10 protein-coding genes are annotated in these 13,125 nt (G+C 67.1%); 6 read left to right on the top strand and 4 right to left on the bottom strand.

Translation table 11 applies throughout. The features are described 5' to 3' along the window. The first annotated feature begins 8 nt into the window (after window positions 1–8). Window positions 9–800, top strand: coding sequence for an MBL fold metallo-hydrolase (locus CDN36_RS02980; protein ID WP_150555039.1), 792 nt, complete (start codon window positions 9–11; stop codon window positions 798–800). 86 nt (window positions 801–886) lie between these two features. Here CDN36_RS02980 and CDN36_RS02975 read toward each other — a convergent pair whose 3' ends face one another. Continuing rightward, window positions 887–1,144, bottom strand: a complete 258-nt coding sequence (locus tag CDN36_RS02975; RefSeq protein WP_287495950.1) for a hypothetical protein — start codon at window positions 1,142–1,144, stop codon at window positions 887–889. Between the two features lie 178 nt (window positions 1,145–1,322). Then, on the bottom strand, window positions 1,323–2,543 hold the full coding sequence (locus tag CDN36_RS02970) for a JmjC domain-containing protein (protein WP_287495949.1): 1,221 nt from the start codon (window positions 2,541–2,543) through the stop codon (window positions 1,323–1,325). Window positions 2,544–2,714: 171 nt separating this feature from the next. Here CDN36_RS02970 and CDN36_RS02965 point away from each other — a divergent pair, with 171 nt between their 5' ends. After that, window positions 2,715–3,242: an FKBP-type peptidyl-prolyl cis-trans isomerase gene (locus tag CDN36_RS02965; RefSeq protein ID WP_150555041.1), complete on the top strand. Its 528-nt coding sequence runs from the start codon at window positions 2,715–2,717 to the stop codon at window positions 3,240–3,242. Window positions 3,243–3,470: 228 nt separating this feature from the next. Here the strand turns inward: CDN36_RS02965 and CDN36_RS02960 are convergent, their stop codons facing one another. Next, on the bottom strand, window positions 3,471–5,012 hold the full coding sequence (locus CDN36_RS02960; RefSeq protein ID WP_287495948.1) for a hypothetical protein: 1,542 nt from the start codon (window positions 5,010–5,012) through the stop codon (window positions 3,471–3,473). 9 nt (window positions 5,013–5,021) lie between these two features. Continuing rightward, window positions 5,022–7,796, bottom strand: a complete 2,775-nt coding sequence (mutS, locus tag CDN36_RS02955) for a DNA mismatch repair protein MutS (protein ID WP_502920327.1) — start codon at window positions 7,794–7,796, stop codon at window positions 5,022–5,024. 285 nt (window positions 7,797–8,081) lie between these two features. On the opposite strand from mutS, the gene CDN36_RS02950 reads away from it, so the two are divergent. The 4 genes from CDN36_RS02950 (at window position 8,082) to tpiA (ending at window position 13,095) form a co-directional block, all read left to right on the top strand. Beyond that, window positions 8,082–10,055, top strand: a complete 1,974-nt coding sequence (locus CDN36_RS02950; protein ID WP_287495947.1) for a diguanylate cyclase domain-containing protein — start codon at window positions 8,082–8,084, stop codon at window positions 10,053–10,055. Window positions 10,056–10,278: 223 nt separating this feature from the next. Further along, complete coding sequence (locus tag CDN36_RS02945) at window positions 10,279–10,650, top strand: response regulator transcription factor (RefSeq protein ID WP_287495946.1); 372 nt, start codon at window positions 10,279–10,281, stop codon at window positions 10,648–10,650. A 491-nt stretch (window positions 10,651–11,141) separates the two neighbouring features. Further along, window positions 11,142–12,146, top strand: coding sequence for an NAD(P)H-quinone oxidoreductase (locus CDN36_RS02940; protein WP_150555045.1), 1,005 nt, complete (start codon window positions 11,142–11,144; stop codon window positions 12,144–12,146). Window positions 12,147–12,294: 148 nt separating this feature from the next. Then, window positions 12,295–13,095: a triose-phosphate isomerase gene (tpiA, locus tag CDN36_RS02935; RefSeq protein WP_150555046.1), complete on the top strand. Its 801-nt coding sequence runs from the start codon at window positions 12,295–12,297 to the stop codon at window positions 13,093–13,095. Window positions 13,096–13,125: the final 30 nt, after the last annotated feature.

Here is a 13,125-nt window from a genome sequence, read left to right as displayed (position 1 = left end):
GGCGGAGCGTGAGGTTCGCAAGTCTGGGCAGCGGCAGCGAAGGTAATGCCCTGCTGGTGGAGGCGTCGGAAGGCGTCTCCACGACGCGCATTCTCCTCGATTGCGGCTTCTCGATGCGGGAGATCGAGCGGCGTCTCGCGGCGCGCTCGATCGACGTGGCCTCGCTTGATGCCCTCGTCATTACGCACGAGCACGCCGACCACATCGGCAGTGCACTCTCCCTCACTCGCAAGTATCGGATTCCGCTCATCATGAGCTGGGGGACGGGGCAGGCCGTAAAGGTCCATGCCGCGCTCAAGGGCGATGACGATGTCGCGCTGGTGCGCTGGTGCCGCTCCGACGAGCCGCTTGCCGTGGGCGATATCGAGCTTCATCCCTACACCGTGCCGCACGACGCGCGCGAGCCCCTGCAATTCGTGTTCTCCGACGGCGCGCGCCGTCTCGGCGTGCTCACGGACGCCGGGTGCCCGACCGCGCACCTGATTGCAACGCTCGGCGGCTGCGATGCGCTGGTGCTCGAATGCAATCACGATCGCGAGATGCTAGCCAACAGCAAGTATCCGCCGTCGCTCAAGGCACGTATCGGCGGCACCTATGGACATCTGGCCAACGATGCTGCGGCGGAAATTCTCGGTGCGATTGACCGTGCAAAACTCCAGCGAGTGATCTGCGCGCACCTCAGCGAGCAGAACAATACGCCCGAACTGGCGATGGCCGCGATGGCCGCCGTGATCGGCTCGGAGGCGACGGAGATTCTCGTGGCGACGCAGGCCGGGGGATTCGACTGGCTGACGTGCTGATGAGCGTGGGCGCAGACGTGCGGACAACAAAAAAGCCGGTCGAGAGACCGGCTTTTTTTGCTCAACTGCCTTGCGGCAGCGAGAGCTTACTTGCTGGCAGCAGCGTCAGCGGCCGAAGCAACTGCGTCGGCAGCAGCACCAGCGGCCGAAGCGGCCGTGTCAGCAGCAGCGCTGGCAGCCGAAGCAGCCGAGTTAGCAGCAGCGCCAGCAGCCGAAGCGGCGTCCGAAGCAGCCGTAGCAGCCGAAGCGGCAGCGTCAGCAGCCGGAGCGGCGGCTTCTTCCTTCTTGCCGCAGGCGGTCAGGGCGATAGCCAACAACGAAGCGACGAGGAGAGACTTCTTCATGATCACGTCCTTTTATGGTAGAAGACAAGCGAATGAATATTAGTTACGGTAATACGCTCTTGCCAGCGCAAAGCCGATTGCGAGACATTGGCAATTAAGGATTACCCTTGGTCATGCAAGCTGCTTGGCGAGAAATTATATTGGGTTTTCCCCAACGCGTCACGTCAAACTCGCGCAATTACCCCGCTTTTTTCCTTACGGTGCGCAACTTTCGCACCGGCGCCGGGTCGGGCCCGAACAGCAGCCATCCCGAAGCATACCAATCGTACAGAATTTCAACGATTTCTTGGCCTTTTTGCTCGAAATTCGCACATTCCGAGCCCTTTAGCCGACGTTGGTCCGCGAGGCCGCGCATCGTCGAGCGCGCATTGACGGGGACTTCGAGCGGCTCCCCGTTGATGTAGTACCGGTTGCGCCGATACAACAACTGGGTCTTCGGCGATAGTGCGAGACCGTTGCGCATTGCCAGGTGCACGAATTTGGAGGGGCTGACGGGCCGGTCCGGCGCATCGAAAAAGACGTGCGACTTCGGCTCGCTCAGCCAGCGGCCCAGAAAATCTTCCACTTCCTTTTGGCCCCAGCGCACCTTTGCCAACTGCGAGACGAGCGTGTCGACCATCGCGTCGGGCAGCAACGCCGGGTGTTTGACCGCCGTTTGTCCCGGATCCGCGTATCGGCCAGCGAAATGGCGCGCGAACGGCAGTTCGGCAGCGTTTTCCGCGAGGTAGTACAGGAAGTTCTGCAGCATTTCCTGTTCGAGCGGCGCGCGAAAGCCGATCGAATACGTCATGCACTCGCCTTCGGCCACGCCGTCGTGCGCATAGCCCGGCGGCAGGTACAACATGTCGCCGGGCTCCAGCACCCATTCCTGCTCGGCTTCGAAGTGCTTGAGAATGCGCAGCGGCACACCCTCGAGCCAGGTCGTGTCGCGCTGCGGCCCGATCCGCCAGCGCCGCTTGCCGTGAGCCTGAAGCAGAAACACGTCGTAGGAGTCGAGATGCGGTCCCACGCCGCCGCCGTCGGTGGCATAGCTGATCATCACGTCATCGAGACGGGCGTCGGGAATGAAGCGAAACTGTTGCATGAGGGCATCGACCGCGGGCGCATGGAGATTCACGCCCTGCACGAGCAGCGTCCATTGCTTGCGGCTTGTCGGCGGCAGGTCTTCGGCATCGAACGGGCCGTGCTCGAGTTGCCAGCGCTTGCGGGTGCGGCTGATGAGGCGCGACTCGACATCGTCCTGCGCGGCGAGCGCGAACAGCGCCTCGCGCGAGAGCGGGGCGGTGAAGCCGGGAAGCGCTTGTCGGATCAGCAGCGGACGCTTGTGCCAATAACGCTTCATGAAGGCCTCGGGTGCGAGGCCGCCGAGCAGGGTCGAAAGGGAGCGGGATGTCGTCATGCTAAATCGCTGCGCGAAGCGTTCCAATGGATTGAAAGGGGGCGATGGCCGTGCAATGCGCCGTCCAAGGACAACCTCTGGCCGTGTAGCCGGCCGATCGCGTGTAACGCCGCGACCGGATCGCTGTCATACGGCTACGCGTATAATGCGGGCTGTTTTTCGGAGAGTTTGATGAAGATCGAAAAGAATACCGTCGTCTCGGTGACTTACAAGTTGTCGGACGCTCAGGGCAACCTGATCGAGGAAAGCGGCGCCGAGCCGATGGTTTATCTGCACGGCGGCTATGATGGCACGTTCCCCAAGATCGAGGAAGCGCTCGATGGCCAGGACGTGGGCTTTGAGACGCACCTGCAGTTGGAACCGTCGGACGCCTTCGGCGACTACGACCCCGAACTGGTGAAGATGGAAGAGCGCAGCCGTTTCCCGGACCCGCTCGAAGTCGGCATGCAGTTCGAGGGCACGCCCGAAGATGGTGACGAAGAGTCCGATACGCTGATCTACACGGTGACGGACGTTGCCGAAGACAAGGTCGTGCTCGACGGCAACCACCCGCTCGCGGGCATGGCGCTGCGCTTCGAGCTGAAGGTGGCCGACGTCCGTCCGGCGACGGAAGAGGAGATCGAGCACCAGCACGCGCATGGCGCCTCGGGTCTCGAGATCGTCGACGAAGACGAAGACGACGCCCCCACGCTGCACTGACGCGACAGCATCTCGCTATCGTCTTGCGCGGCAATGACGATGGTTTGACGCTCGCCGCGCGAAGCGGCTCAGGACAGACGCCGGGTCGGCGCATTGCGTAATCGCGATGCGTCCGGCCCGGCGTTTGCGTTTTGTGGCTTCTTCCGTGGCTTCTTTTTCTGCGCGGACGTACGCACGCCGTTAGCCCGTGCGCCGGCGCGATGCGTCATTCGCCAGCGGCGACGGCGCTCAGTCGCCGTGTGCGTGACGTTTGGCCCCGACGGTCGGCGTGGGCGTCGCCATCAGGGACGGACCGATGGGCGCCACCCCCTGATTCGGGTCAGCGCTCATTGTGCCGACTGCGGGCGCGGACGACGGGTAGAGCGCGGCGTAGGGAGTGCCGCCGGGCGCCGACGTCGTCGGTCCGCTCGCGCCGCGCGCAGACTCCGGATTGGCGCCGACGCCGCCGGCCGGCGCCGGGCTGCGCTGGCTCACCGGCGCTGCGGCGCCATTCGCCGGCAGCGTCACCGCTTCGAAGTGAAACAGTTGCGAGGTGCGCGGGTCGACGCGCACGCGCACCCATCGACTGACGTTCGGTGAGCCGAACGTGCTCAACTGCGTGAACGACTTCACGTTCGTGCCATGGGCATCGCGCAGCGGCTGCGCGTGTCGCATCGACTTGCCGCTGTCGATGAGCAGGATCTGACCTTTGAAGCGGCTCGCGAGCCGCTGCAATTGCGCCCGGAAATCCTTGTAGCCGTCCACGCCGCGCCGCCCGCCCCGATCGGAGAAGAGGCTGCCGAGGCCGCCGCCGCGCGCCGGTTCGAACTCGGGATCGGCCTGCGCGACGATGACCATGCCGATCGCGTCCTTCTGCTGCGCGTAGACGAGCGCGTGTTGCAGCCACACGCGCGTTGCGATGATCCGATCCTCGTATTCCCCGTTGCGCCCGCCTGCGGAGCGGTAATTGTTGTTGTTGCCGGGCAGGTTCACGCCGACGAAAACCACCCCGCGATAGAACCACCGCACGTTCTCGTGGTACTGCCGAAAGCGCGCCATGTCGCTCTGGCGCGTGAGATCGAACTGCGCGTAGCCGACCGGGCCGGGGCCGAGCAGCGCGTCGTCGTCGAATGCGTGATCGCGCAGGAAGTCGAGGCGCTCCACGGGGTTGAAGCTGCCGTCGGTGGCGCGTTGGCAGTTGGCCCAGTCGTTCGCGCCGGGCACGTAGATGAGCGGCTTGGGTGAACTGGCCAGCAGGCCGAGCCGCTGCGTGATCACTTCGTCACGGCACGATTCGGTCGCACTCTTGAGGTTGCCGGCATGCACGACGAACGCCGCGGCACTGTCGCCAATGGTCGCGAGCACACTGCGCAGGACCGGCACTTCGGTATTGCTGAATGGCGCGTCGCCGAGCACCGCGAATTCGAACGGCGGCAGCTTGGCGGTCGCGCCGCCGGCCGATCTGGCGGACGCCTTCGATAGCACTTTGGATGGCGCTTCCGATGGCACCCTTGACGGCACTCTCGAGGGCATGTTCGCGGACACCGTCGCCGACACTCGCGTCAGCGTCTTCGACGGCCCGTTGGCTGACGCATATTGCGACGCACCTTGCGCGCCGCCTTGCGTCGCGCCCAGCGCGGACGAGGAACCGAGCGAGAGCGCGATGGTAAGCGCCAGGGCCGGAAGCAGGGCCGGCGCATCGGCGAGCCCGACGCGGCGTATCCCGCGTCCCGTCCGGCGCGAGCATGCGCGCGCAAGCGTGAGGGCGTGTGCGCGGCGCAGGCTCGCCATGGCGCCGCGTCAGTTGGCGGTCCGGCCGTCGATCAGGCCGCGCAACTCGTACAGCAGATCGAGCGCTTCGCGCGGGCGAAGATCGTCGGGGTCGACCTGTGCGAGACGCGCCAATGCCGCCTGCGCCGCCGGATCGATGGCGGACGCGGAGCGCGGATTCGCCGCACCGCCGGACGCGCCGCCGTATCCGTCGATTCCATCGGTTCCCTCGGGGCTGTCCGCATCATCCGGACCCTCCGGACCCTCCGGACCATCCAGATCATCGAGCGCCACCGGCGCCCGCGGTGCGAACAGATCGAGCTGCGGCGCGGCCGGGTCGAGCGCTTGCTGTTCGAGCAAGGCGAGATGCTTGCGCGCGGCGCGAATGACCGGCATCGGCACGCCGGCCAACTGCGCGACCTGCAACCCGTAACTCTGGCTGGCCGGGCCGTCCTGAACGGCGTGCAGGAAAACGATGCCCTCGCCGTGCTCGACCGCCGAGAGGTGGACGTTCGCGCACTGCGGGAATTCGTCGGGCAGTTGCGTCAGTTCGAAATAGTGCGTGGCGAACAGCGTGTAGCAGCGATTGTGGCCGAGCAGGTGGCGCGCAATGGCCCAGGCCAGCGCGAGCCCGTCGAAGGTCGACGTGCCGCGTCCGATCTCGTCCATCAGCACGAGGCTTTGGTCGGTGGCCGTGTGCAGAATCGCGGCGGACTCGGTCATCTCGACCATGAACGTCGAACGTCCGCCGGCCAGGTCGTCCGAGGCGCCGATGCGCGTGAAGATCGCGTCGAGCGGCCCGAGCCGCACAGACTCGGCCGGTACGTAGCAGCCCACATAGGCGAGCAGCGCAATGAGCGCGGTCTGACGCATGAACGTCGATTTACCCCCCATGTTCGGGCCGGTGATGAGCAGCAGGCGGCGCGCGTCGCCGAGCGAGCAATCGTTGGCGATGAAGCGCTCCACCTGCTGCTCGACGACCGGATGGCGGCCCTGGCGAATGTCCACCACGCGCTCGCTCACCAGCTCGGGCTTGACCCAGCCCAGCGTCTGCGCGCGCTCGGCGAGGGCGGCAAGCACGTCGAGCTGTGCCAGCGCCTGCGCGATGCGCTTGAATTCGCCGATGTGCGGCAGCAGGGCTTGCAGCAGCGCATCGTAGAGCATCTTCTCGCGCGCGAGCGAGCGCTCCTGCGCGGAGAGCGCCTTGTCCTCGAACGTCTTTAGCTCCGGCGTAATGTATCGCTCGGCGTTCTTGAGGGTCTGGCGGCGGCGATAGTCGTCGGGCACCTTGTCGGTCTGGCCGCGCGTGACTTCGATGTAGAAGCCATGAACCTTGTTGAACTCCACGCGCAGATTGTTGATGCCGGTGCGTTCGCGCTCGCGCGTCTCGAGATCGACGAGGAATTGGCCGCAGTTCTCCGAAATGTCGCGCAACTCGTCGAGCTCGGCATCATGGCCGCGCGCGATGACGCCGCCGTCGCGCAGCATGGCCGCCGGCTCCTCGGCGATGGCGCTGCTCAGCAGCGCAAGCGCCTGTTCCGGTATCGCGAGATCCTCGTGCAGCATGGCGAGCAGCGGCGAGCGCGCTTCCACGGCGCGCAAGGTCGCATGCAGCTCGGGCAGCCGGCGCAGTGCGTCGCGCAGGCTCGACAGGTCGCGCGGGCGCGCCGTGAGCAGCGCCAGGCGCGCCGTAATGCGCTCGACGTCGGCCACATGACGCAGCTCGCTGTTGAGCGCACGCCAGGTGCCGGCGCCCTCGAGCAGCGTGGCGATCGCGAGCTGGCGCGATTGCGGCACCTGCTGATCGCGCATGGGATGATGCAGCCAGTGCCGCAGCAGACGGCTGCCCATCGTGGTGCCGCAGGTGTCGAGCAGCGAGAGCAGGGTCGGCGAATCGGTGCCGCGCAGCGTCTCGGTCAGCTCGAGATTGCGACGTGTGGCGGCGTCAAGGCCGATATAGGCCGCTTCTCGCTCCACGTTCAGACTTTGCACATGGCGCAGCGACTGACCCTGCGTTGCCGCTGCGTATTGCAGCAGCGCGCCGGCCGCACCGAGCGCGGGGTTCAGGCCGTCACAGCCGAATGCCGTGAGACTCGCCACGCCGAGCTGATCGCGCAGGCGCTGCGTGCCCGCGGTGGTGTCGAAATGCCAGTCGGGCACGCGTGTCGCGGTGCCTAGCGGGAGGCCCGCGAACGCCTCGGCGGCGCTGTCGGGAAGGAGCGTCTCGGCCGGGCGGATGCGCTCCAGTTCGCGCGAGAGCTTCTCGGCGGGCACCTCCATGAGACGCAGCTCGCCGCTGGCGAGCGAGAGCCACGCGAGGCCGGCGAGTCGTTCGCTGGCGCGGCGCGCCGGGTGAATCTGCACGGCCAGCAGGTATTGGTCGAGCTTGTCGCTGAGCAGGGCGGCGTCGGTGAGCGTGCCGGGCGTGACGATACGCACGACCTTGCGCTCGACCGGGCCCTTGGCGGTGGCGGGGTCGCCGATCTGCTCGCAGATGGCCACCGACTCGCCGAGCTTGACGAGCTTGCCGAGATACTGCTCGACGGCATGGTGCGGCACACCGGCCATGCGGATCGGCTGGCCGCCGGACTGGCCGCGCGCGGTGAGGGTGAGGTCGAGCAGACGGGCGGCCTTGACCGCGTCGTCGTGGAACAGCTCGTAGAAGTCTCCCATGCGATAGAACACGAGCATGTTCGGGTGCTCGGCCTTGATGCGCGTGTACTGCTGCATCATCGGTGTCATCGGCGGCGTGGGCGGCGGCGTGGTCGCAGCCGGAGGAGAAGCTTGGACTGGTGTGCTCGTCATGAAAGGAATCGGGTCGGGCGCGTTGTGATGCGTTGCAGTGCGTTGGGCGCGTTCAGGTGCGTTCGAGTGCCCCGGAGCGCCTGTGGCGCGTTGGATGGGCAATTTTACGACGGGTTCGACGCGCGCCGTGATTCGGCGTACTGCCTCGTCATCGGGGCGGGGCGCGAACGTGTGACGCGAAGGCGGCGAATTCTCCTCAAGTTTCCCGCAAATGTGCCGTTTCGGGTGTTAAGCTCTCGCAAAAATAACCAAAAAGCATCACAAGCTCCTCTCGCACGGGTCGGTATGGTGAAGTCGTTGAAGGGACGGGTCGCGGCCACCACGGCGCTCGTCTCGATGATATTGATCGTCGGTGTGGCCGTGGGCATCGAGTTTTTCGTCTACGGGGAGCTGCGCAATTCGATGCAGGCCCAGCTCGACAATCAGGTCAAGCTGGTGGCCGAGCAGCTCGACGACAAGCTGCGCGCGAAGTTTGTCGCGTTGCATCGCATGGCGCGCCATATCGGCAAGCCCGACATCCTCACGACCGCACAGTTCGACGCGTTCGCCAACGCCTCGGTGTCGATGCCCGAGACCTTCAACACGCTCTTCGTGGCTGCGCCCGACGGACGCGTGCTCTACGACTCGACGTTTCCGACGACGCCGCTCAACGTCGCCGATCGCGATTATTTTCGCCAGTTGCTCGCCGGCGCGCCACAGGCGGCGTCCGGCCTGATCGCGGGCAAGATCACGCGATCGCCGGGGGTGATCCTCGCGGTGCCCGTCACCGACGCGAGCGGGCGCGTGATCGCCGTGATCGGCGGCGCGATCAATCTGCTGCGCCAGAACTTCATCGTCGATCTCGCGAGCAACGCCGTGGGCGAGACCGGCCGCTACTGCCTGATCACCAACGAGAAGCCCCCGCGTTACGTCATCCAGGCCGACGTCTCCAGGATCCTGACGCCCGTGGATAGCGAGCACACGCTATGCGGCGTGCGCGATAGCGGCTCGAACGACCTCGTGCACATGCATCCGCTCGTCGCGCGCGCCACGATGTCGACGACGGGCTGGTCGGTGGTGGCCGTGCTGCCGGGCGCGGAAGCGTTCGACCCGCTCGCGCGCGTGCGGCGGCGCGTGGTGGGCCTCGCGATCGTCGCCATCGGTGTCGCGGCGTTCGTCATGTGGTGGGTGGCGCGCTTCATGCTGCGCCCGCTCGACGCACTGCGTCATCTCGTCGAGCGCAGTGCCGGCGACTTGCGCGCGGTGCAGTCGCTGCCGGTGCAGCGAGCCGACGAGATCGGCGCGCTGGCCAATGCGTTTCGCACGATGATGGAGCAACTGGGCGATCGCACCGAAGCGCTCGAGATGTCGCGCGAGGCGGCCCGCGCCAATGTGCGCCGCATGCAGGAGATCGCGGACCGTGTGCCGTACCTCGTGGCGTTTCTCGATGGCGACGAGCGCTTTGCCTTCGTGAACCGGGCGTGCGAAGTGCGGTTCCGGCGTCCCAGGGACCGCATCATTGGCGCCACCGTGCGCGAGCTGCTCGGCCCGTCGCTCTATCGCGAGTTCGCACCGCATCTGGCGCGCGCACTGGCGGGCGAGGCCGCCACGTTCGTCTGGGACTTCGGCGAGGACGCCGCCTATCGATGCTTCGAAGTGAGTTACCAGCCGGAGTGGGCGGCGCACAACGTGCTCGCGGGCGTGCACGTGTTCGTGCGCGACATGACCGTGGAGCGCTCGAACGAACGGCGCTGGCGGCGCGAGTCGCATACCGACCACCTGACCGGACTGCTCAATCGCAAGGGTTTCGATCAGGCGCTGGCCGGGGCGGTGCGCCGCGCCCGCGAAGGGGCCGGCGCCCAGGCGCTGCTCTTCGTCGATCTCGACCGCTTCAAGGCCGTCAACGATACATGGGGCCATGCGGTGGGCGACGAACTACTGCGGCGGCTGGCCAAGCGGCTGGTGACGAGCGTGCCGCAAGGGTGCGCGATCGCGCGCTTTGGCGGCGACGAGTTCGCCGTGGTCATGCGCGACATCGGCGGGGCGCACGACGCCGAGCGCACGGCGATGGCGATTCTCGACGCGGCGTCGCGTCCGATGGCGCTTTCTGTCGGCGAGGTCTCGGTCGGCGCCTGTGTCGGCGTGGCGATCGTGGCGTGCGGGGAAGACAAGTCGCCCGACAGCGTGTTCGACGCGGCCGACCGGGCCCTCTACGATGCCAAGCACGGCGGCCGCGGACTTTTCGTGGTGAGCGACGGCGCACCGGAGCGCGCGCTGTAAGCGGGTGCTCACCGGGCGGCTGCGATGGCGCCGTGCGTCGGCCGTCGTGCGCGATGCGGGGACGTCTGCGCGTTAGATGCAACCAATCGAAGGGCGCGTTGCGATCAGCTTCACGATAGTTACGAACGCACGTTGTCTGTCGCACAATGGGCGACGCCGCCCGTTCGCGATCGAGCGTCGCGCGCGGGAAGGGCGCGGGAAGGTCTTCTCAAAGGAGGTGGGCATGAAACTCGAAGGCGGACGAAGCCGGGCAGTATCGCGGGCGGCTTCCGACGCAGGGTGGCGCGAGGCAGGTACGCGCCGTGAGCCGCCGCGGGCATCGCATCGGGCGCCGCGCAAGGCGCGGGAGACCGAGGCACGTGAGGACGAGCCGAGGCATCACGCGCTCTCGGTTCGCGAGAACGAAGTGTTTCACATGCTGGTCGACGGCCTGGCCGTCAATGAAGTCGCTCACGCGCTGCATCTGAGCGAACGCACGATTGCATCACACGTTGCAAGCATCCTGCACAAGCTCGCGCTCGGCGATAGTGCAGAACTCATCGGCTACGCCGTGCGGCACGGGCTGGTCGACGAAGGGGCGGAAGGCGTCGCCTGAGCGACGCGCCCGCCCGAGCGCACTGCGGCGCAGGCCCACACGATGCGGCCTGCGCCAGTCGGGGCCAACCTGGCGCGTCGTGTGAGATCCGAGTGTCCCACGCGACGCGCCTGTCCCACGCGGCCGGTCCGACCTATCCGGCGCGCCTGTCCCATCCGGCGGCAGATCCGCCCGCCGAGCCTCCCGGCCTTTCGCTTTGCGTCGCCGTCGCCGTCGCCGTGGGCGCACGCCCGGCGAAGCGGGGGCAGTCCTGGCCGGCGTCGAACGTCTCGAATAAACGGCATTGCGCGCGCGGCGTGCGTCGATTCCGGCGCGATCTCCGACGCGATTGCGCCATCGGTGATAACGTACCGGCTCGACATCATTTTCATGGAGAGAATGGCGCGGTGCGTGCGGTTTCACCCGTGCGCCGCCGAGGCTTGCCCTCCGACACGACATCACGGGCGGCCGGCCACGCCGGCGCTGCTCGACAGCACACGAGGACAGACACGATGAAGGCCATCGAGATCACCCAGTACGGCGCACCGGAAGTGCTCAAGCTCACCGAACGCCCGCGCCCCGAGCTCAAGCCGGGCGAAGTGCTCATCAAGGTCACCGCGGCCGGCGTGAACCGGCCCGATGTGCTCCAGCGCATCGGCCAGTACCCCGTGCCGCCGGGCGCTTCGGACCTGCCGGGCCTCGAAGTGGCGGGCGAGATCGTGGAAGGGGCGCTGGACGGCGCCGACAATCCCTGGGGGCTGAAGATCGGCTCGCGCGTGTGCGCGCTCGTGCAGGGCGGCGGCTACGCCGAGTACTGTGCCGCGCCGCTCGCGCAATGTCTGCCCGTGCCGCAAGGGCTGTCGGACGTGGAGGCCGCTTCGTTGCCCGAGACGTTCTTCACCGTCTGGAGCAATGTGTTCGATCGCGCTCGCCTCGGGCTAACGGAGACCGGCGAGAAAGAGACGCTGCTGGTGCAGGGCGGCACGAGCGGCATTGGCGTGAGCGCGATCCAGCTCGGCGCGGCCCTCGGCCACCGCGTGTTCGCGACCGCGGGCTCCGACGAGAAGGCGCGCGCGTGCGAGGCGCTGGGGGCCGAGCGCGGCATCAACTACAAGACCGAGGACTTCGTTGCCGTGACGAAGGCGCTCACCAACGATCGCGGCGTGGACGTGGTGCTTGACATGGTCGGAGGCGACTATCTGCCGCGCGAAGTGCAGGCGCTCGCGTTCGACGGCCGCATTGCCATCATCGCGCTGCTCGGCGGCAGCAAGGCCACGCTCGACATGGGCGCGCTGCTGCGCCGCCGGCTCACCGTCACGGGCTCGACGCTGCGCCCGCGCTCGGTCGCCTTCAAGGCGGCAATTGCCCGTCAGCTCGTGGAGAAGGTCTGGCCGCTGTTCGCCGCAGGCAAGATCCGCCCCGTCGTTTATCGGACGTTCCCGGCCGAGCAGGCGGACAAGGCCCACGCGCTCATGGAAACGAGCACGCACGTGGGCAAGATCGTGCTGACCTGGTAAGCACGTACTCCTCAGTTCGTGACGACAATCCGCGCGAAACCGGGTTTTCGCGCGGACTTTCACGCGCCGCGGCCGGCGAAATTGACCCCCACGCCCCGGACGCACTAGAATGAGAGGTTTTTCGTCCATACGCATTGGGGGATAAGGCGTGACAACCGGTACCGCAGCTTCGGCTCGCACCCTCAGCCGCAAGGCTGGCAAGCTCGTCGTGGGCAATTGGAAACTGCATGGCAGCCTGGCCGGCAACGAAGCGTTGCTGGGCGATCTGCTGGCCTCGCCGGTGCTGAGCGCGCCGGGCGTCACGGCAGCAGTGTGCGTGCCGTTCCCCTATCTTGCGCAATGCCAGGCGCGCCTCTCGGGGCAAGCACTCGGTTATGGCGCGCAGGATGTCTCGGCGCAAGTGAGTGGCGCCTTCACGGGGGAAGTCGCGGCGCCGATGATCGCCGAGTTCGGCGCGCGGTTCGTGATCGTGGGCCATTCGGAGCGCCGTACCTATCACGGCGAGACGGACGCGGGCGTGGCCGCCAAGACGGTGCGCGTGCTCGATGCCGGCATGACGCCGATCGTCTGTGTGGGCGAGACGCTCGCCGAGCGCGAGGCGGGCCGCACGGCGGCGGTGGTTTCGCGTCAGCTCGAGGCGGTGCTCGCTGCGCTGAGCGACGCGCAGGCCGCGCAGATCGTGGTGGCCTACGAGCCGGTCTGGGCGATCGGCACGGGCAAGACGGCGACGTCGGCCCAAGCGCAGGAAGTGCATGCGCACCTGCGTTCGCTATTGCGCGCGAAGGGTGAAGCGGTTGCGGACGTGGCGGTGCTGTACGGCGGCAGCGTGAAGCCGGACAACGCTGCCGAATTGTTCTCGATGCCCGACGTCGATGGCGGCCTGATCGGCGGCGCGGCGTTGAAGGCAGTCGATTTTCTGGCGATTTGCGAAGCGGGTCTGCCGCGCTGACGCCGACGCCGGGCCGCCGCGGCGGCCGTG

This window comes from Pandoraea sp. CB10b_02 (assembly GCF_002216225.1).
GTDB classification, from domain to species: Bacteria; Pseudomonadota; Gammaproteobacteria; order Burkholderiales; family Burkholderiaceae; genus Pandoraea; species Pandoraea nosoerga.
This window is presented reverse-complemented; position numbering and strand designations above follow the sequence as displayed.